Origin of the sequence: Laribacter hongkongensis DSM 14985 (assembly GCF_000423285.1) — a bacterium.
GTDB lineage: Bacteria > Pseudomonadota > Gammaproteobacteria > Burkholderiales > Aquaspirillaceae > Laribacter > Laribacter hongkongensis.
This window is the reverse complement of record NZ_AUHR01000003.1, coordinates 149800-168044: the sequence shown is the minus strand read 5'-3', so window position 1 is coordinate 168044 and position 18245 is coordinate 149800. Positions and strand designations below refer to the sequence as shown.

Sequence of the window (18245 nt, the reverse complement as noted above, 5' to 3'; positions counted from 1 at the left end):
GACCGGCATGGCAACCTCCCGGATCAGGAGCAAGGACTGTCATACCGGTATACGCAAAAAGGGCTCCATGAAGGAGCCCTTTGGCAGGAGCGGTATCAGCCGGATTACGGACGGGCAGGAGTACCCTCTGACAAGGTCAGGATTTCATAACCGTCCGCCGTCACCAGGATCGTGTGCTCCCATTGGGCAGACAGGCTGCGGTCTTTGGTTTCCACGGTCCAGCCATCCGGTTTCATCTTGATGAAACGCTTGCCGGCATTGATCATCGGTTCGATGGTGAAAATCATGCCTTCTTTCAGTTCCGGTCCGGTACCTGCACGACCGTAATGCAGGACTTGTGGCTCTTCATGGAACTTCAGGCCAATGCCGTGACCGCAGAATTCCTGCACCACCGAGTAGCCAGCGTTTTCGGCATATTGCTGGATGACATGGCCGATATCGCCGAGATGAGCGCCGGGGCGGACGACATCAATCCCTTTCCACATGCATTCGTAGGTAACACGGACCAGACGCCTGGCTTGCGGCGTGCATTCGCCTACCAGGAACATGCGGCTGGTATCGCCGTGGTACCCGTCCTTGATGACGGTGATGTCCAGATTGACGATATCACCGCTTTTCAGGGCTTTTTCACCCGGGATGCCATGGCAGATGACCTGGTTGACTGAAGTACAAATGGACTTGGGATAGGGGTTATGGCCATCCGGAGAATAGTGCAGGGGAGCCGGAATCGTTCCCTGGACATTGACCATGTAGTCGTGGCACAACCGGTCAAGCTCTCCGGTCGTGACGCCGGGCTTGACGAACGGCGTGATGTAATCGAGGACTTCGGCAGCGAGCCGGCCGGCTACGCGCATCCTGGCGATATCAGTAGCGGACTTGATGACAATAGTCATGACGTAGATGTCGTTGTTCGGTAATGAGCACGACATGTTAGCAAAAACGGGCGCCAAATGGCGCCCGTTTGCGAGAATCGGTCGCAATAACCGATCAGAAGGTGTGCTTCAGGCCCAGACCAAAGCCGGTCGGGTTGGAGCCGTAGCCAATACCACCAATCGGGTTGTTGGCAAAATCAATCTTCGAGAACTCGTCATTGTTGATGCGAGTGTAGAAGGCATAGGCTTGGGTACGCTTGGACAGATCGTAGGTACCGGTCAGTGTCCACTGGTTTGCACCGCTGTTGTCAAATTCACCGCTGATATCGTTGATCTTGACATACGCGAGGCCAACACCAAAGGCACCAAACTTCTGCACAGCACCAATAGTCCAGCTGTTTTGCGAAACAGAATCGCTGGCACGATCCGTCACTTTGATACGCTCGAAACCTGCGCCAATCTGGGTATCAGCGATAGCGTACTTGACCACAGCCTTCCAAGCATCAGAAGAATGGGTGTTGGCATCAATCAGCTGGTCAGCCACCGGCCAAGCGGTATTGTTATACGCATTGCCGATGTTGTTGCTGGCGCCCAGCAGACCATTGTTCTTACGGGTGTAACCAGCCGCGACATTGAAACCGGCGATATCATAGCTGGCAGCAAGAGCCCATTCGCTACCACGGGTAGTGCCTTGCTGCTCACCGAAGCCGTACGATGCACCAACCTTGAAACCGGCCCAGCTCGGGCTGTAGTAATGCACCGAATTCTTCAGACGGTTGTTGGCACGGCTGAAGGTGGTCACGTTGATATCGGCAATGCCGTCACCCAGCGGGTTAACCGGTACAACCAGCACCTTGTAAGCACTGTCATACTGACCCAGCAGCACTTGACCAACGTCATTGATGCTCAGGCCAACAAAGCTGTTGCGGGTTGCCCAAGTGTCAGAAGCACCAGTGCCATCAATCTTCACACCCTGTTCGACTTGCCAGATGGCCTTCAGGCCATTACCCAGGTCTTCGTCACCCTTGAAGCCGATACGCGAAGTATTGCTCGACACACGCGAGGTGGATTTCACGTCTTTTGCGACAACAGGCGAAGCATCCGGATTGGCAGTGCCGCCAGTAGCCTTCACCGACTCAACGTCGGCGTTCATCACGCCATAGATTTGCACGTCGGCCAGCACGGCCGGAGCGATAAAAGCACTGGCCAGAGCGGCGGCGATCAGTTTCTTGTTCATGTCGTTTCTCCACACAGGAATTTTGTTTGGCACCGTTGCTGCGGTGTGGTGCGACTATATCGCCGTATTCATGACAATCCGATTTATCAAGTCAGAAAACCATCAAAAATCATTTTTCCCGTTACAAAAAAACAACACAAACAACATATTTATATTTTTGTCATATATTTCGGTTGTAAAAAAGCCACCCATCTGGGTGACTGTGTTGCCGCGCAACATCATCTGACCATGCGGGATCAAACGATCACGCCACCACCGAGGCAGACATCGCCGTCATACAGCACCGCTGACTGCCCGGGAGTCACGGACCACTGGCTGTCGGCAAAGGCCAGACGAATGCGCCCGGATGACAGATTCGTCAATTCGCAGGCAGCATCCGGCATGCGATAGCGGTTCTTGGCTGCATATGCACCGTCATCCGGAGCAGCACCCAGCGTCCACGAGAGCTGTTCGGCCTCCAGCACCGGTTTCAGCAGCAGAGGATGGTCGTGTCCCTGCACCACGATCAGTTCATTGCGGGGAATGTCCTTGCCTGCCACAAACCAAGGCTCGCCGTTGCCATCCTTGCTGCCACCGATGTTCAGGCCCTTGCGCTGCCCAAGGGTGTAATACATCAGCCCCTCGTGCTGTCCGACCACACGCCCCTCCGGCGTCACCATGGCGCCGGGGTGCATCGGCAGGTAACGCTGCAAGAAAGCCCTGAACGGGCGTTCGCCGATAAAGCAGATTCCCGTCGAATCCTTTTTCCTGGCATTGGGCAAACCGATCTCGCCGGCAATGCGCCGCACTTCGGTCTTGTGCAGGTCGCCCAGCGGAAACAGGGCTTTCTCGAGCTGGGCCGGCACCAGCCGGTACAGGAAATAACTCTGGTCCTTGCCCGGATCAACGCCCTTGAGCAAATAGTGGCGGCCATCGCGTTCAAGCTTGCGTGCGTAATGACCGGTAGCGATGCAGTCGGCACCCAGCTGCATGGCGTAATCAAGAAAAGCCTTGAACTTGATTTCGGCATTGCACAGCACATCCGGATTGGGTGTGCGGCCAGCCGAGTATTCGTCCAGAAAATACTGGAACACCCGCTCCTTGTATTCCCTGGCAAAGTTGACGATTTCCATGTCAATGCCCAGCAGGTCGGCAACACTCATGGCATCAAGGGAATCCTGCTTGATCGAGCAATATTCGCTGTCGTTGTCGTCTTCCCAGTTCTGCATGAACACGCCGATCACTTCGTGACCTTGCTGCTTGAGCAGATAGGCTGTCACCGACGAGTCCACCCCGCCCGACAAGCCGACTACGATGCGTTTTTTCTTCTCCGTCATGACGGTGAATATCCTTCGTTCCAAACCGGCAACGGCACAACGACTGCATCGTGTCCGTTGTCAAAAAACCAGCTGTCTACTGCCCAGTCCTGCCCCTGGTCGTCACGCATCCAGGCGGTGTAGTGCAAATCCACTATCCGTGGTGCCCGCCACGTGCGGCCCATGGGCTGATGAAACCGTACCCAGCCCTGACGGACCAGCCAGACCAGCCATGCAGACGTGCTGGTACTGTGGTCCACACAGTCACGCCGGCCTTCTGCGGCTCCATCGGCAAAATTGCCACCCCGGTCACCACCGATCAGCGTCGTGCGCGCACCTATGCGCTCGATCAGGCCAATGGCACGGGCGATGGCCTGGCGCTCGTCGGCAGCACTCTCAACTCCGGCAAACAAACCGGCCAGTTCCTGCATGTCTGCTGGCGAAACATCGAACGCAGCCTGTTTGTGACAGCCATAGCCGTAACAAACATCAAGGCTCTCGGCCCGGATCCCGCAAGACCACAGCGCCAGCACCAGCAGGCAGGCTTCAAGCCGCATGTGGCCCGAAGCCGACATGTGTCAGCAACTCCAGCGGATAATGCCGGCCGTCGCGGGCATCTTCGGCACATCGCACGACCAGCGAACTGCGATGACGGGCGCTGCTGGCATGGATTTCCTCAAGCGTCATCCAGCGCGGGCCGATGATGCCTTCGTCCAGTTCTGCATCGGGCACCTCGCCTACAAGACGGCAGGCAAAGGCAAAACGCAGGTACACGATCGAAGGCTCATCCCGCCGGGGCGCGGCATAAATGCCGACCAGATGCACGGGCTCGACCAGAAAACCGGTTTCTTCGCGGGTTTCCCGGACAACGGCATCCAGAAGGGTTTCACCCAGCTCCCAGTGGCCGGCCGGCTGGTTGAACTGCGGCCCGTCAGGCGTGTGCTCTTCCACCAAAAGAAAACGACCGTCGTGTTCAACAACGGCCGCGACAGTCGCGTTCGGTTTCCATTGCGCCATGCGGCGTCTCCACAATCAGTGTTGCGGAACAGTATACCGCGCCGCAGCCGGCGCTCGCCAAGCCTCAGCGGGCAGACGGAACCGCGCGCAATTCGATCATGGCCGAACCTGCGCTGCTGCCCCCCGGCCCCAGCTCCAGCACCCGGGCGCCAGAGGCTTCGGTCAGCAGGGTGCCCACATTCAGCCACTGGCCCAGCTGGCCGGTGATGCGGGCGCTGTTGCGCGCTGTCGGGCGGGACAGAGCGGTCCGGCTGCCGGCCACCCGGTAAGTCAGGCCTTCGGAACCAAAGCCCGGCAAAATCCAGAAGCCGGTAACCGGCGCACCGTTGTCCGGCACCTCCAGACGACGGCCGTCGGCCAGATTGACCACCGTGCGGTTGGCCCAAGCCGTAGCCGTGCCCAGCGACACAAAACTGATCCGGTTCAGTGGTGCACGCAAAACCGGTACGGGCGGAACTTCCGGCTGACGGTTGCCCAGAGGCACGTCGAGTCCTTCCACCCAGACGCCGTGGCCATGGCGCCGGCGGGCCTGCCAGCTGCCGACGGTGACATCACCGGTTATTGCTTCACCGGGTTGTACGGCCTGATCCGGCACCCGGACCTCGATGGCCAGAGAAGCCGGCGCGGCCACAGCCACACCGGCCCACAGTGACAGGGCGGAAAAAAGGGCTTTCACTGGTAATCCTTGCCGGCACGCCAGATCGACAGAATGATCCAGATGCTGTTGAAAAATGCTGCCATGAAACCCAGAAAGCCGAATAGCGGCAGGCCAAACATGGTCGGACCGGCCTGTACCGTCATCACGATCGACGAGCCGATGATCAGGCAGCCGGTCACGATGCCCATGGTCAGGCGATTGGCGCTTTTGTCGATCTGGTAACCGAAATGATCGAGCCGTTTGACATCAATGTCGATGTGGAACTTGCCACGCCGCATGCCTTTCACCAACCGGACCATGTCGCGCGGCAGGTTGCCGATCATGCCCAGCAGGTCAAGCATGCTGCGCCCGCTGCGCCCGGCAATGGCCTTGGGCGTGTAGCGGCTCATGATGATGTGGCGCACGAACGGGCTCAGGTGCTCGATCAGCTTGAAATCCGGATCCAGCTGGCGGGCAAAGCCTTCCAGCGTGATCAGTGCCTTGAACAGCATGGACAGATCGGCCGGCAGCACGATGGAGTGCTCGCGCATCAGTCCCATGATGTCGTTGATCAGCTGCGTCAGGTCCAGCGCCGACAGCGACAGGTCTTCGTACTGGAACATGAATTCGGCAATGTCGGCCTTCAGGCGTTCATCGTCCACCTGGGCATTGCCGGTCCATTCGATCAGCACATCGTAAACACCACGCTCGTCGCGGCGCGACAGGGCGGCCAGCAGATCGGCCAGCTCGTCGCGGCGGTCGCGTGACAGGCGGCCAACCATGCCAAAATCGATAAAGACAATGCGGTTGTCGGGCAGGAAAAACACATTGCCCGGGTGCGGGTCGGCATGGAAAAAGCCGTCGATCAGGATCATCTTCAGCACGGCGTCGGCCCCGCGCTGGGCAAGCAGTTTCCGGTCCAGCCCTGCGGCATCGACAGCCACCAGATCCGTAGCGGGGATGCCCTCGACAAAATCCTGCACGTTGACTCCGGTGTTGGTGAGTTCCCAGTACACCCGCGGCACAACGATATGTTCGTCCCCGGCAAAGTGCTGGGCAAAGCGCTCCATGTTGCGCGCTTCGGCTGCCAGGTTGAGTTCCCGCCGCAAGGCCTTGGCGAACTGCACCACCATTTCGGACGGCTGGTAGCGGCGCGCATCCGGAAACTCGATTTCGATCATGCGCGCCAGATGCCCGAGGATGCGCAGGTCGGCGTCGATCTTGTCGACAATGCCGGGACGGCGCAGCTTGATGGCAACCAGCGTGCCGTCCAGCAACCGCGCCCGGTGGACCTGGGCAATGGACGCCGCACCGATCGGATGCGCGTCAAACTCGGTACACACGCTCTCGACCGGCACACCCAGCGCCGCCGTCAGCACGGCCGAAAGCTGCCCGGCCGGAATCGGCGGTACCCGGGTTTGCAGTTTTTCAAACTCGGCAATCCATTCCGGAGGAAACACGTCCCCCCGGGTGGCCATGATCTGCCCGAACTTGATGAAGGTCGGCCCCAGATCCTCCAGTGCCCGGCGTACGCGCACAGGCGTCGGCACATATGCGTCCGGGCCGGGCAGGGGGCCGCGGAACCATTCAATGCCTTTTTCGACCGCACGCGGCAGTTTCAGCCGCTGGGCGAACTCTCCCAGTCCGTGCCGAAACAGGATGGCGGTAATCTCGCGCAGGCGCGGCAGATCGCGCATGGCGACAAAGGTCTCTTTCAGCATGAAGTTTGTGAGTGGATCCGATTTCCGCAGTATATAAGCTGTACCTGTTGTCTTTACAGCCGGGGGTGGGTCGATTACATTCGCCACCCATGAAATTTGCTTTCCGTCCCGTTGCTGCAACCCTGCTGGCCTCGCTTGCGTTGGCACTGACGAGTCCGGCTCGTGCCAGCGAGACGGCAGCCAAGCCCCGCGCTGAAACCCGCCTGTCCTCTCCCGGCGATGAAGCCATGGGAGACATCATCCTGCAAGCCATGAGCCTGATGGGCATCGCCTACCGGTTCGGCGGCAACAACCCGTCGCAGGGATTTGATTGCTCAGGCTTCGTACGCTACATCTTTTCCAAGTCCGCCGGCATCAACCTGCCCCGGACTGCCGGCGAGCAGGCCCAGCACGGCAGGCCGGTTTCGCGCGACGACCTTCAGCCGGGTGACATCGTCTTCTTCAACACCCGCGGCTTTGCCTTCTCGCACAACGGCCTCTATATCGGCAACGGCAAGTTCATCCATGCACCGCGCACGGGCAAGAACATCGAAATCGCCAGCATCAACGCAAGCTACTGGTCTGGCCGTTTCAATGGTGCCCGCCGGGTTTCGCGCTCGGCCGGCGGACGCGAATTCCTGGCTGACCAGGATGCCGCCCCCAGGAAGCCGTCCGATACCGATCCGATTGCCAGCTTTGCCGACAACGGGTCCGCACTCGCAGGCGGTGCAGCTGCGGTGGCCGGAGTCGGCGCACTGGCTGCGGCCAAGTCCGCAACCGGCAAGCAGCCGGCCGCAGTGGAAACAGGCAAATCCCGGGCGGCTCCGGAAACCCTGAAATGCCCGCCGCCCAAAAAAGGCCTGTCCACACGTGATCGCAAGCGGCAACTGGCCGCCTGCGAGGAGCAGAAAAAAGAGCAGGCCGCCAGCAAGGGATCGGCCAAAAAATCTGCCGCATCGTCAAAGTCGGGTAAATCGGCTACCAATAACAAGGCCAGGACGGCGAGCAAAGCCGCCGGCAAGGCAACCTCTGCCACGACCAAGAAAAAAACGGGTACCAGCAGCAAAAGCAAGAGCCCGACCACCGGGAAGAAAAAATCATGACTGACTGCATGCCGGAATTTCCGGTATGGCGCGACCCGCAGGGCAATCCGGTCGCCTGCGTCGAAAAAATCAAGGTAATGCACGAAAACCTGACCGAATTAAGGCAGGTCGCGCAGGATGCCTTTGAAGATGCCATTCTCATGGGGTGCGATGAACAGCAGATCCGCGACTATCTCGCCGGCATGATGCTCTCGCTCGTCAACCCTTACCCCCAGGACTGATCGCCCGTCATGTCATTTGAATCAATGATCGCCATGCGCTACGTCCGTGCGCGGCGGCAAAACAGCTTCATTTCGTTCATTTCACTGGTTTCCATTGTCGGCATCGCCTTGGGCGTGGCAGCACTGATCATCGTCCTGTCGGTCATGAACGGTTTTCAGAAAGAAATCCGCACCCGCATGCTCGGCGTAGCCTCGCACCTGGAAGTCTCCAGCGTGACCGGCCAGCTCAATGACTGGCCTGCCGTACAGAAACTGGTTGCGGCTGATCCGCGGGTAGAAGCCAGCGCACCGTTCATCGCAGCCCAGGGCCTGCTGTCAGCACAGGGCGCCGTACGCGGTGCCCTGGTTCGCGGAGTGGTGCCGAAGCTGGAAGACCAGGTGGTCAACGTCGGCTCGCACATGGTGGTCGGCAAGCTGACCGACCTGCAACCCGGCGGGTTCGGCATCGTGCTGGGCGTCGAGTTGGCGCGGGCACTGGGTGTCGGCATGGGTGACAAGGTCAACCTGATCACGCCGGAAGGCCAGTTCACGCCGGCGGGCATGCTGCCCCGGCTCAAGACCTTCACCGTCGTCGGCGTATTCAAGGTCGACATGTACGAATACGACGCCACACTGGCCATGATCGACCTGGCTGATGCCCAGCGCCTTTTCCGCATGGGCGACAGCGTATCCGGGCTGCGCCTCAAGCTGGATGACGTTTTGCAGGCGCCGGTGGTCAAGCGTGACCTGTATCCGCGGATTACCCAGAACCTGGTCCTGACCGACTGGACCGACCAGCATTCCAACTATTTCCGGGCCGTGCAGATCGAAAAGCGCATGATGACCATCATCCTGACGCTGATCGTGGCAGTGGCAGCATTCAACCTGGTGTCGACACTGGTGATGGTGGTGACGGACAAGCGGGCAGACATCGCCATCCTGCGTACGCTGGGAGCAAGCCCCGGCTCGATCATGAAGATCTTCATGCTCCAGGGCGCGATTTCCGGTGTGGTCGGCACCGTATCCGGCGTGGTCGGCGGCGTAGTCGTTGCCTTCAATCTCGACACCATCGTACCGGCCATCGAACGGATCATCGGCACCAAACTGCTCTCCAGCGAGGTCTACATGATCGACCACCTTCCGAGCGACGTGCAGTTTGCCGACGTTTCGACCATTGCCGTCATCGCCCTGGTGCTGGCCTTCATCGCCACGCTTTATCCGAGCTGGCGCGCCGCCCGCACCCAACCGGCCGAGGCATTGCGCTATGAGTGATCTGGTTCTCAAGGCCGAAGGACTCGGCAAAACCTATGCCGGACTGGACGTACCGGTACTGTCCGGCATCAGCCTGACCCTCGGGAAAGGCGAAAGGCAAGCCATCATCGGCAGTTCCGGCTCGGGCAAATCCACCCTGCTGCACCTGCTGGGCGGACTGGATACGCCATCCACCGGCCGGGTGGAGCTGGGCGGGCAGGACCTGTACGCCCTGTCGGAAAAGGCCCGTGGCGACCTGCGCAACCGCATGCTCGGGTTCGTGTACCAGTTTCATCATCTGCTGCCCGAATTTTCCGCTGTCGAAAACGTGGCCATGCCCTTGCTGATCCGGCGGATGGGCAAGGCCGATGCCGAGGAAAAGGCTGCGGCCATGCTCAAGCGGGTCGGGCTGGGACACCGCCTCGCTCACCGCCCGGGCGAGCTGTCCGGCGGAGAGCGCCAGCGGGCAGCCATCGCCCGGGCACTGGTGACGGAACCCGCCTGCCTGCTGGCTGACGAGCCCACCGGCAACCTCGACCGGCATACGGCGGAAGCCGTGTTTGACCTGATGCTGGAGCTGAATGCCGATGCCGGCACGGCACTGGTGATCGTCACCCACGACTACGACATTGCAGCCCGCACCGGCAGCATTTACCGCCTGACGGACGGACAGCTGCTCGCGGCCTGAGGTTTTTGCGTCCCACGTCAGCCTCCCTCGATGACCTCGCGGGAGGTATTATTTTTGTATTTTGCTGCTCCTGAGCCTCCATGACCCAAGACCCCGCACACGCTGCCACATCCATTGACAACCTGATGGCCGACCAGGCCAACAAGTTCGACCTGATTGTCGAACTGCTGACAACCAAAACCGGGTTGATACAACTGGCCTTGCTGGTACTGATCGTCTGGTTCGGCCTCTGGTTCGCCGTCCGCGTACAGCGCTATCTCTTCCGGGATCATCCGGAACGGCGCGAACGGCTGCTGACCTACCTGTTCGGACGACTCGTCCTGCCGGTTTGCGGATTCGTACTGGCCTTGCTGGCCATCGTGGCCAACGCGCTGTACTTCAAGGCCGACGCCACCATCCTGACAGTCGGCTCAGCCATGCTGTTCTGGCTGGGTGTCACCCGGCTGGCCGCAGCACTGGTGCGGACCATCCTGCCCAAAGGCAAGATCGAGCAGGGCACCGAGCACTCCATCGCCGTCCTGTTCTGGCTGGGCTTCATTGCCTACCAGCTCGGATTCGACGGGCTGATTTTTTCGTGGCTGGACTCCATCAGCTTCCACGTCGGCAAAAACCGCCTGACGGCGCTGATGATCCTGAGCGCCCTGCTGTGGGTGTCGGTCATCATGCTGGCTGCCTTGTGGGTCAGCCGCCTGATCGACAAGCGCATCATGCTGATCAGCCACGTCGACCTCAGCTTCCGCATCGTCATCTCCAAGCTGGTCCGGACCGGCATGATCATCGCCGCCGTCCTGATCGCGCTGCCGATCGTCGGCATCGACCTCACCGTCCTGTCGGTCTTTGGTGGTGCACTTGGTGTCGGCCTGGGTTTCGGCCTGCAAAAGATCGCCAGCAACTACGTATCCGGTTTCATCATCCTGCTGGACCGCTCGGTACGCATCGGTGACCGGGTCACGGTCGACGGTGCCGGCTCGCGCACCGGCATCATCCAGGAGATCACCTCGCGCTATGTCGTCCTGCGACAGGCCGACGGCACCGAAGCCCTGATCCCGAACGAAACCCTGATTTCCAACACCGTGGTCAATACCTCGTACAGCGACCGCTCCGTCTGGCAGAGCCTGGAAATCGGCGTAGCCTACGGCAGCGACCTGCGGCAGGTGATGGCACTGATGGTGGAGGCCACCACCAGCTCACCGCGCGTCCTGCAGGACCCGGCCCCGACCGCCTTTGTAACGGCGTTTGCCGACAGCAGCATCAACCTGACACTGGGATACTGGGTGGGCGATCCGGAAAACGGCCTGCTTGGCCCCAAATCCGCCATCAACCTGGCCATCTGGGACAAATTCGTCGAGCACGGCATCCAGATTCCGTTCCCTCAGCGGGAAGTCCGGGTACTGGGCGATGTCAGCATGATTCCGCAGGAGAGCCGACAGGCATGATGCAAGAAGCAAACCATGACCAGACGGTCATCATCGTTGACGACGATGACGCCGTGCGCGAAGCGCTGAGCTGGTTGCTGGAAGGCAACGGATTCACCATCCGCGTGTTCGATTCGGGCGAATCCCTGCTGGCTGCCAGTCACTGCGTCAGCACTGCCGGCTGTCTGGTCCTGGATGTCCGGCTTTCCGGCATCAGCGGCCTGATCCTGTTCGAACGCCTGCGGGCACTGGGCGATTGCCCCCCCGCCATTTTCCTGACCGGTCATGCGGACGTTCCACTGGCTGTCAGCGCACTCAAGATGGGCGCCGCGGATTTTTTCGAGAAACCGTTTGACGACGCCCGGCTGATTGCCCGTGTGGCCGAGTGCCTGGCGGCCGACAACCAGCGGCGTCAGGCCCGCCAGCACTGGCAGCGTATCGATGCTGCCTTGCAGCAACTGACCGAACGCGAACACGAGGTCATGCAGTTGATCGTGGCTGGCCGGCTCAACAAGCAGATTGCCGAAGAACTGGATATTTCCATCAAGACCGTAGAGGTCCACCGTTCGCGGGTTCTCGACAAGATGGGCGTGAAATCGGCGGTGGAACTGGCCGGTCTCCTGGGGCGGCGCGAACGGCAGGGTGAAGCCTGAATGACGTACAAGCGCCCCGAATCGGTCCTGGTCGTGATCCATACGGCTGATTTGCAGATCCTGCTGCTGGAACGGGCCGATGCGCCCGGTTTCTGGCAATCCGTCACCGGCAGTCTGGAAGAGGGCGAGAGCCTGCCGGAGGCTGCATGGCGTGAAGTGGCCGAGGAAACCGGCCTGACAGCTGGCCGGCTGCATGACTGGCAGCAGCAGAACGTGTGGGAAATCTATCCGCGCTGGCGTCACCGCTATGCGCCAGGCGTCACGCACAACACCGAGCATGTGTTTTCGCTGGAGGTGCCGGCCGGGTTGTCCGTCCGCCTGGCGCCGGGCGAGCATACGGCAGCCTGCTGGCTACCCTGGCAAGCCGCTGCCGCGCAGGCATTTTCGCCGTCGAATGCCGAAGCCATCCGGGCACTAGCACGGCAGCGGGCAGGGGCTTCCGCAGACTGATTCCTGCGGGTGTAGCCATGAGCGGACCGGTGCGCAAGATCATCCACGTGGATTGCGACGCGTTTTATGCCTCGGTGGAAATGCGCGACCACCCGGAATGGCAGCATGTGCCGCTGGCAGTAGGCGGCCGCCCGGAAAACCGCGGCGTGATTGCCACCTGCAACTATCTGGCCCGCCGCTTTGGCGTGCATTCGGCCATGTCGTCGGCCCGGGCCCTGCGCCTGTGCCCCAGGCTGCTGCTGGTGCCTCCGGACTTCACCCGCTACCGGGCTGCCAGCCAGCACATCCTCTCGATCTACCGGGAATTCACGCCACTGGTCGAGCCGCTGTCGCTGGACGAAGCATATCTCGACGTCACCAGCCAGCCGCATTGCCAGGGCAGCGCCACCCTGATGGCAGAGGCCATCCGCGCCCGGATCTGCAGCGAAGTCGGCCTGACAGCATCGGCCGGCATCGCGCCCAGCAAGTTTCTGGCCAAGGTGGCCAGCGACTGGAACAAGCCCGACGGGCAGTTCGTGATCCTGCCTCAGGCCATTGATGCCTTCGTGGCGGCATTGCCGGTCCGGCGCTTCTGGGGTGTCGGGGCCGTGACAGCTGCCCGCCTGCAAGCCATGGGAATCGAAACGGGAGCAGATATCCGGGCAACACCGCTGGAACAACTGGTAGCGGAATTCGGCCGTTTTGGCGAACGGCTGCACGAACTGGCGCACGGCATTGACGAGCGGCCGGTGGAACCGGAACGCGTGCGCAAGTCGGTCAGCGTCGAGGAAACCTATGCACAGGACCTGCCGGATCTGGCTGCGTGCCGGGCGGCACTGCCCGAACTGCTGGACCGGCTGCACAGCCGGCTGACCCGGGCGGGCGATCCGGATTTTCGGGGCGTGACCGTCAAGATTAAATTTGCCGACTTTAGCCAGACCACGGTGGAAGAGGGGGGCAGCAGCCTCCGGACTGCACGGCTGGAGCATTTGCTGGCAACGGCGTGGGAGCGGGGGCGCAAGCCGGTCCGGCTGCTTGGCGTGGGGGTCAGGCTGGGCATGCCGCCCGAACCGGCGCGGCAACTCAGCCTGTTTGACGCGCCGTAACGCAGGCTTGCCGAATCCCCGGCCTCTAGTATCCCGCACTGAACATCCGGCAGGTTGCATCACCGCCAGGTACCGGTCGCATGAACGGGCTTTCCGCGCCGCACAGGGCAAAGCGTATGCTGAAGGTACACCCGCTGGCTTCAGGCTGAGGGTCAAGCCGATGCCCGGACACAACGGACATCCGGCAACGGCGCCACCTTACAGGGCAAAACGCATGGACAGGTCGACGGCCTCGACATCCTTGGTCAGCTTGCCGATGGAAATGCGGTCCACGCCGGTTTCGGCAATGGCGCGCAGCGTGGCCAGCGACACGTTGCCGCTGGCTTCGAGTACCGCCCGGCCGGCCGTGCGTTCAACGGCGGTAGTCAGATCGGCCAAGGAGAAATTGTCGAGCAGGACCAGTGTGGCACCGGCAGCCAAGGCTTCATCCAGCTCGGTCAGGCTTTCCACTTCGATCTGTACCGGCACGCCGGCAGGCGTCAGCCGGGCAGCCTGCGCCAAGGCAGCGGCAATGCCGCCTGCGGCGGCGATGTGGTTTTCCTTGATCAGCACGCCGTCGTACAGGCCGATGCGCTGGTTTTCCCCGCCACCGACGGTTACTGCGTACTTTTGCGCCAGCCGCAGGCCCGGCAGCGTCTTGCGGGTGTCGTAGACCCGCGCCCGGGTGCCAGCCACCACCGCGGCATGGCGGGAAGCCACCGTGGCGGTAGCCGACAGGGTTTGCAGGAAATTGAGGGCGCTGCGCTCGGCCGTCAGGAGGGCCCGCGCCGGGCCGGAGATTTCACACAACAGGGTATCCGGCTCGACCCGCGCGCCTTCGGCCACCAGCCAGCGGACCTGCGTCCGGGCATCCACCTGCCGGAAGCATTCGTCAAACCATGCCTGGCCGGCAATCACGGCAGCCTGCCGGGCAATCACGCGAGCACTACCGGACGCCCGAGCATCTACCAGGCAGGCAGTCCAGTCACACACGCCGATGTCTTCGGCCAGTGCACGGGCAACGTCAGCAGCAATCAGGTGGGCGGCAGGCAAGATAGACATGGCAGGCAGGCGTGAAAAAAGACGGGAAGCGAGTCTAGCCGGATGCCGGGCAAGAAAAAAGTGCAGGTGGCCGGTTTGTCCGGGACATGCGCCAGCGTTGGCACTGATCCGGCCGTGGATTGCGACGAGTCGACCTGTTTGACCGGTTGTCTGCCATTTCCCGGCCTCTAGCGATTCTGGCTGCTATAACCCGAGGAAATTGCCGATCAAGAAGTCGGCGAATTGTTTTCCTCTGAACCAGGAGTCAGACATGTCTTCAGACAAAAAACGCGCCACGGCCAGCAAACGCCTGCTGGAAATCACCACTCCGACCGATCTGGGCGAGGAGGCCCGCCGTGATATCGGCGCGGCGCTCAACCTTATCCTGGCGGATGTGTTTGCGCTGTACCTGAAAACCAAGAACTTCCACTGGCATGTCAGCGGGCCGCATTTCCGTGATTACCACCTGATGCTGGACGATTTCGGCGGCGAGCTGTTTGCCATGACCGATCCGCTGGCCGAGCGCGTACGCAAGCTGGGTGGTCGTACCCTGACCTCCATCGGCCAGATCAGCCGTCTGCAACGCGTACTCGACAACGATGCCGAATATGTCGAACCCGGTGACATGCTGGCCGAACTGTGCGAAGACAACCGCGATCTGGTCAGCCGCCTGCGCGAGGCCCACAATGTGTGCGACCAATACAACGACACGGCCGGTGCCAGCCTGATCGAAAACTGGATCGACGAAACCGAAAAACGCGCCTGGTTCCTGTTCGAAGCCAGCCGCCACAGCGATTCCACCGGGCATTGACGCGTCCTGATACGCATCGTTTCCCTGATCTGTGCCACCTCGACGTGTCGGGGTGGCTGTTTTTTTGCGTCCGATCCGGCAAGAGCCGCCTGGAGAAGCAGGCAGCCACAGCCGGTTTGCCCGGCAAGACTGCCGTACAGGCGGCCATGCGGTGCGCTCCGTGCTAGAATCGGCGCTATTTTCCGGCTAGAAGACCGACCTGATTTCACATGACCGATCACCTGTTCGCCAAAGAGACGATTCCCGTCAGCCTCGAAGAAGAAATGCGCCGCTCGTACCTCGATTACGCCATGAGCGTGATCGTGGGCCGGGCGCTCCCGGATGTGCGCGACGGCCTCAAGCCCGTGCATCGTCGCGTACTGTTCGCCATGCACGAGCTGTCCAACGACTGGAACCGTCCCTACAAGAAATCCGCCCGCGTGGTGGGCGACGTCATCGGTAAATACCACCCGCACGGCGACACGGCGGTGTACGACACCATCGTGCGCATGGCCCAGGATTTTTCCCTGCGCTATCCGCTGGTGGACGGTCAGGGCAACTTCGGCTCGATCGACGGCGACAATGCAGCCGCCATGCGTTACACCGAAATCCGCATGGCCAAAATCGCCCACGAACTGCTGGCCGACATCGAAAAGGAAACGGTCGACTTCGGCCCCAACTATGATGGCTCGGAACACGAACCACTGGTGCTGCCGGCCAAGATTCCCAACCTGCTGATCAATGGCAGCTCGGGCATTGCCGTGGGCATGGCGACCAACATCCCGCCGCACAACCTCAACGAAGTCGTGGATGCCCTGCTGGCCCTGCTGGCCAACAGCGACATGACCATCGACGAGCTGATCGACATCATTCCGGCCCCGGACTTTCCGACTGCCGGCATCATCTACGGTCTTGCCGGTGTACGCGAAGGCTATCGCAGCGGCCGGGGCCGCGTGGTCATCCGCGCCCGCACCCACGTCGAAGACATCGGCCGCGGCGACCGGCAGGCGCTGATCATTGACGAGCTGCCCTACCAGGTCAACAAGGCCAACCTGCTGATCAAGATCGGCGAACTGGTACGCGAAAAAGCCATTGACGGCATTTCCGACTTGCGTGATGAATCCGACAAGTCGGGCATGCGCGTCGTGATCGAGCTCAAGCGCGGCGAAGTACCGGACGTCGTCCTCAACAACCTGTACAAGCAGACCCAGCTGCAAGACAGCTTCGGCATGAACATGGTGGCCCTGGTCGACGGCCAGCCGCGCCTCCTGAACCTCAAGCAGATTCTGGAAGAATTCCTGCGCCATCGCCGCGAAGTAGTGACGCGCCGGACTATTTTCGAACTGCGCAAGGCCCGTGAGCGCGGCCATGTGCTTGAAGGCCTGGCGGTTGCCCTGTCCAACGTCGACGAAATCATCGCCCTCATCAAGGCCGCTCCAACGCCGCCGGTAGCCAAGGCCGAGCTGATGGCCCGCCAGTGGCGCTCGCCGCTGGTGGAGGAAATGCTGGCCCGGGTGGAACTCGACAAGGCCCGTCCGGACGGCCTGCTGCCCGAGTTTGGCTTGCAGGCCAATGGCTACCGTCTGTCGGAAACCCAGGCCCAAGCCATTCTGGAGTTGCGCCTGCAACGCCTGACCGGTCTTGAGCAAGACAAGATCGTTGCCGAATACCGCGACGTGATGGACACCATCATGGACCTGCTCGACATCCTCGCGCGGCCGGAGCGGGTCAGCCAGATCATCGCCGACGAACTCAACCAGATCAAAACCCAGTTCGGTGACACCCGGCGCTCGGAAATCGAGCCATTCGGCGGCGACATCAATCTGGAAGACCTGATCACGCCGCAGGACATGGTGGTGACCCTGTCGCATACCGGTTACATGAAAACCCAGCCGGTTACCGATTACCAGGCCCAGCGCCGGGGTGGTCGTGGCAAGCAGGCAGCCGCCACCAAGGACGAGGATTTCATCGAAAACCTCTTTGTCGCCAACACCCACGACTTCCTGCTGTGCTTCTCGTCGGCCGGCCGCATGTACTGGCTCAAGGTTTATGAACTGCCGCAGGGCAGCCGCCAGAGCCGTGGCAAGCCCATCGTCAACCTGCTGCCGCTGGTCGAAGGCGAAAAAATCAACGCCATCCTGCCGGTCAAGGGGTTCAGCGATACCGAATACGTGTTCATGGCCACTGCCCGCGGCACGGTCAAGAAAACCCCGCTTTCGGCATTCTCCAACCGTCGCAGCGCCGGCATCATCGCAGTCGACCTCGATGAAGGGGACTACCTGATCGGGGCGGCCGTCACCAGCGGCAACAGTGAAGTCATGTTGTTCAGCGATGCCGGCAAGGCCGTGCGCTTTGATGAAGCAGATGTCCGTCCGATGGGCCGCAACGCCCGTGGCGTGCGCGGCATGGAACTCGGCGACGCCCAGCAGGTCATCGGCATGCTGGTCAGCAACGAAGAAACCAGTCAGGTGCTCACGGCTACAGCCAACGGCTATGGCAAACGCACGCCGATCGGCGACTACCGCAAATCACGTCGCGGCACCCAAGGGGTGATTGCCATCGATACCGGCGAACGCAACGGTGCACTGGTGGCCGTGGCGCTGGTCGCAGACAGTGACGAGCTGATGCTGATGACCACCGGCGGCGTCCTGATCCGCACCCGTGTATCGGAAGTCCGCGAAACCGGCCGGGCGGCCCAAGGGGTGCGCCTGATCAACCTTGATGCCGGCGAGCAACTCGTCAGTCTGGAAAAGATCGCGGAAAGCGACGAACCCGACGACACGGATGAAACCGCCCCGGAACAGGACTGAGACAGGCGGAGAAACAGGGGAG

Annotated in this window: 18 protein-coding genes; 10 read left to right on the top strand and 8 right to left on the bottom strand. The window is 61.2% G+C overall.

All coding sequences use genetic code 11. The features are described from left to right. Positions 1-104 precede the first annotated feature (104 nt). The 7 genes from map to G542_RS0103760 all read right to left on the bottom strand — a co-directional run bounded on the left by map (position 105) and on the right by G542_RS0103760 (position 6779). Positions 105-893: a type I methionyl aminopeptidase gene (map, locus tag G542_RS0103795; RefSeq protein ID WP_012697288.1), complete on the bottom strand. Its 789-nt coding sequence runs from the start codon at positions 891-893 to the stop codon at positions 105-107. Between the two features lie 94 nt (positions 894-987). Next, on the bottom strand, positions 988-2109 hold the full coding sequence (locus G542_RS0103790) for a porin (protein ID WP_012697289.1): 1122 nt from the start codon (positions 2107-2109) through the stop codon (positions 988-990). Positions 2110-2345: 236 nt separating this feature from the next. Beyond that, the gene (gene mnmA, locus G542_RS0103780; protein WP_012697291.1) at positions 2346-3425 is read right to left on the bottom strand and encodes a tRNA 2-thiouridine(34) synthase MnmA; all 1080 of its coding nucleotides are present in this window, start codon (positions 3423-3425) and stop codon (positions 2346-2348) included. Continuing rightward, complete coding sequence (locus G542_RS0103775) at positions 3422-3979, bottom strand: hypothetical protein (RefSeq protein WP_012697292.1); 558 nt, start codon at positions 3977-3979, stop codon at positions 3422-3424. Before G542_RS0103775 ends, mnmA begins: the two co-directional genes overlap by 4 nt. Beyond that, positions 3951-4421, bottom strand: coding sequence for an NUDIX hydrolase (locus G542_RS0103770; RefSeq protein ID WP_012697293.1), 471 nt, complete (start codon positions 4419-4421; stop codon positions 3951-3953). The genes G542_RS0103775 and G542_RS0103770 overlap by 29 nt, the downstream gene beginning before the upstream one ends. 64 nt (positions 4422-4485) lie before the next feature. Then, positions 4486-5097 carry a hypothetical protein gene (locus G542_RS0103765; protein WP_027823409.1) on the bottom strand — a complete coding sequence of 204 codons (612 nt, stop codon included), beginning with the start codon at positions 5095-5097 and terminating at the stop codon, positions 4486-4488. Next, positions 5094-6779, bottom strand: a complete 1686-nt coding sequence (locus G542_RS0103760) for an ABC1 kinase family protein (RefSeq protein WP_027823408.1) — start codon at positions 6777-6779, stop codon at positions 5094-5096. Before G542_RS0103760 ends, G542_RS0103765 begins: the two co-directional genes overlap by 4 nt. Positions 6780-6868: 89 nt before the next feature. On the opposite strand from G542_RS0103760, the gene G542_RS19595 reads away from it, so the two are divergent. The 8 genes from G542_RS19595 (at position 6869) to dinB (ending at position 13603) form a co-directional block, all read left to right on the top strand. Beyond that, the gene (locus tag G542_RS19595; RefSeq protein WP_012697296.1) at positions 6869-7861 is read left to right on the top strand and encodes a C40 family peptidase; all 993 of its coding nucleotides are present in this window, start codon (positions 6869-6871) and stop codon (positions 7859-7861) included. After that, complete coding sequence (locus G542_RS0103750; RefSeq protein ID WP_012697297.1) at positions 7858-8082, top strand: hypothetical protein; 225 nt, start codon at positions 7858-7860, stop codon at positions 8080-8082. The genes G542_RS19595 and G542_RS0103750 overlap by 4 nt, the downstream gene beginning before the upstream one ends. Positions 8083-8091: 9 nt before the next feature. Next, entirely contained in the window at positions 8092-9333 is a 1242-nt protein-coding gene (locus G542_RS0103745; RefSeq protein ID WP_027823407.1) for a lipoprotein-releasing ABC transporter permease subunit, read from the top strand. Further along, positions 9326-10000, top strand: a complete 675-nt coding sequence (lolD, locus tag G542_RS0103740; protein WP_012697299.1) for a lipoprotein-releasing ABC transporter ATP-binding protein LolD — start codon at positions 9326-9328, stop codon at positions 9998-10000. Before G542_RS0103745 ends, lolD begins: the two co-directional genes overlap by 8 nt. A gap of 80 nt (positions 10001-10080) precedes the next feature. Beyond that, entirely contained in the window at positions 10081-11436 is a 1356-nt protein-coding gene (locus tag G542_RS0103735) for a mechanosensitive ion channel family protein (RefSeq protein ID WP_012697300.1), read from the top strand. Further along, complete coding sequence (locus G542_RS0103730) at positions 11433-12068, top strand: response regulator transcription factor (RefSeq protein ID WP_027823406.1); 636 nt, start codon at positions 11433-11435, stop codon at positions 12066-12068. The genes G542_RS0103735 and G542_RS0103730 overlap by 4 nt, the downstream gene beginning before the upstream one ends. Beyond that, on the top strand, positions 12069-12518 hold the full coding sequence (gene nudB / locus G542_RS0103725) for a dihydroneopterin triphosphate diphosphatase (RefSeq protein WP_012697302.1): 450 nt from the start codon (positions 12069-12071) through the stop codon (positions 12516-12518). A 17-nt stretch (positions 12519-12535) separates the two neighbouring features. Continuing rightward, positions 12536-13603: a DNA polymerase IV gene (dinB, locus tag G542_RS0103720; protein ID WP_027823405.1), complete on the top strand. Its 1068-nt coding sequence runs from the start codon at positions 12536-12538 to the stop codon at positions 13601-13603. Between the two features lie 198 nt (positions 13604-13801). Here the strand turns inward: dinB and nadC are convergent, their stop codons facing one another. Continuing rightward, entirely contained in the window at positions 13802-14644 is an 843-nt protein-coding gene (gene nadC / locus G542_RS0103715; RefSeq protein WP_027823404.1) for a carboxylating nicotinate-nucleotide diphosphorylase, read from the bottom strand. A gap of 250 nt (positions 14645-14894) precedes the next feature. Between nadC and G542_RS0103710 the strand changes: the two genes are divergently transcribed. Further along, a complete protein-coding gene (locus tag G542_RS0103710) occupies positions 14895-15434 on the top strand; it encodes a Dps family protein (protein WP_027823403.1) in 540 nt (179 codons plus the stop codon). Between the two features lie 209 nt (positions 15435-15643). Beyond that, positions 15644-18223 (top strand): DNA gyrase subunit A, encoded by a 2580-nt coding sequence (gene gyrA, locus G542_RS0103705; protein WP_012697306.1) that lies wholly within the window; start codon positions 15644-15646, stop codon positions 18221-18223. Positions 18224-18245 lie beyond the last annotated feature (22 nt).

What these genes read in the sequence shown, in the direction of transcription:
- G542_RS0103710 (WP_027823403.1), top strand. Translation starts at nt 14,895, where the DNA reads ATGTCTTCAGACAAAAAACGCGCCACGGCCAGCAAACGCCTGCTGGAA.
- map (WP_012697288.1), bottom strand. Translation starts at nt 893, where the DNA reads ATGACTATTGTCATCAAGTCCGCTACTGATATCGCCAGGATGCGCGTA.
- G542_RS0103790 (WP_012697289.1), bottom strand. Translation starts at nt 2,109, where the DNA reads ATGAACAAGAAACTGATCGCCGCCGCTCTGGCCAGTGCTTTTATCGCT.
- nudB (WP_012697302.1), top strand. Translation starts at nt 12,069, where the DNA reads ATGACGTACAAGCGCCCCGAATCGGTCCTGGTCGTGATCCATACGGCT.
- G542_RS0103760 (WP_027823408.1), bottom strand. Translation starts at nt 6,779, where the DNA reads ATGCTGAAAGAGACCTTTGTCGCCATGCGCGATCTGCCGCGCCTGCGC.
- G542_RS0103750 (WP_012697297.1), top strand. Translation starts at nt 7,858, where the DNA reads ATGACTGACTGCATGCCGGAATTTCCGGTATGGCGCGACCCGCAGGGC.
- G542_RS0103770 (WP_012697293.1), bottom strand. Translation starts at nt 4,421, where the DNA reads ATGGCGCAATGGAAACCGAACGCGACTGTCGCGGCCGTTGTTGAACAC.
- G542_RS0103775 (WP_012697292.1), bottom strand. Translation starts at nt 3,979, where the DNA reads ATGTCGGCTTCGGGCCACATGCGGCTTGAAGCCTGCCTGCTGGTGCTG.
- G542_RS19595 (WP_012697296.1), top strand. Translation starts at nt 6,869, where the DNA reads ATGAAATTTGCTTTCCGTCCCGTTGCTGCAACCCTGCTGGCCTCGCTT.
- gyrA (WP_012697306.1), top strand. Translation starts at nt 15,644, where the DNA reads ATGACCGATCACCTGTTCGCCAAAGAGACGATTCCCGTCAGCCTCGAA.
- dinB (WP_027823405.1), top strand. Translation starts at nt 12,536, where the DNA reads ATGAGCGGACCGGTGCGCAAGATCATCCACGTGGATTGCGACGCGTTT.
- G542_RS0103745 (WP_027823407.1), top strand. Translation starts at nt 8,092, where the DNA reads ATGTCATTTGAATCAATGATCGCCATGCGCTACGTCCGTGCGCGGCGG.
- G542_RS0103735 (WP_012697300.1), top strand. Translation starts at nt 10,081, where the DNA reads ATGACCCAAGACCCCGCACACGCTGCCACATCCATTGACAACCTGATG.
- G542_RS0103730 (WP_027823406.1), top strand. Translation starts at nt 11,433, where the DNA reads ATGATGCAAGAAGCAAACCATGACCAGACGGTCATCATCGTTGACGAC.
- mnmA (WP_012697291.1), bottom strand. Translation starts at nt 3,425, where the DNA reads ATGACGGAGAAGAAAAAACGCATCGTAGTCGGCTTGTCGGGCGGGGTG.
- lolD (WP_012697299.1), top strand. Translation starts at nt 9,326, where the DNA reads ATGAGTGATCTGGTTCTCAAGGCCGAAGGACTCGGCAAAACCTATGCC.
- nadC (WP_027823404.1), bottom strand. Translation starts at nt 14,644, where the DNA reads ATGTCTATCTTGCCTGCCGCCCACCTGATTGCTGCTGACGTTGCCCGT.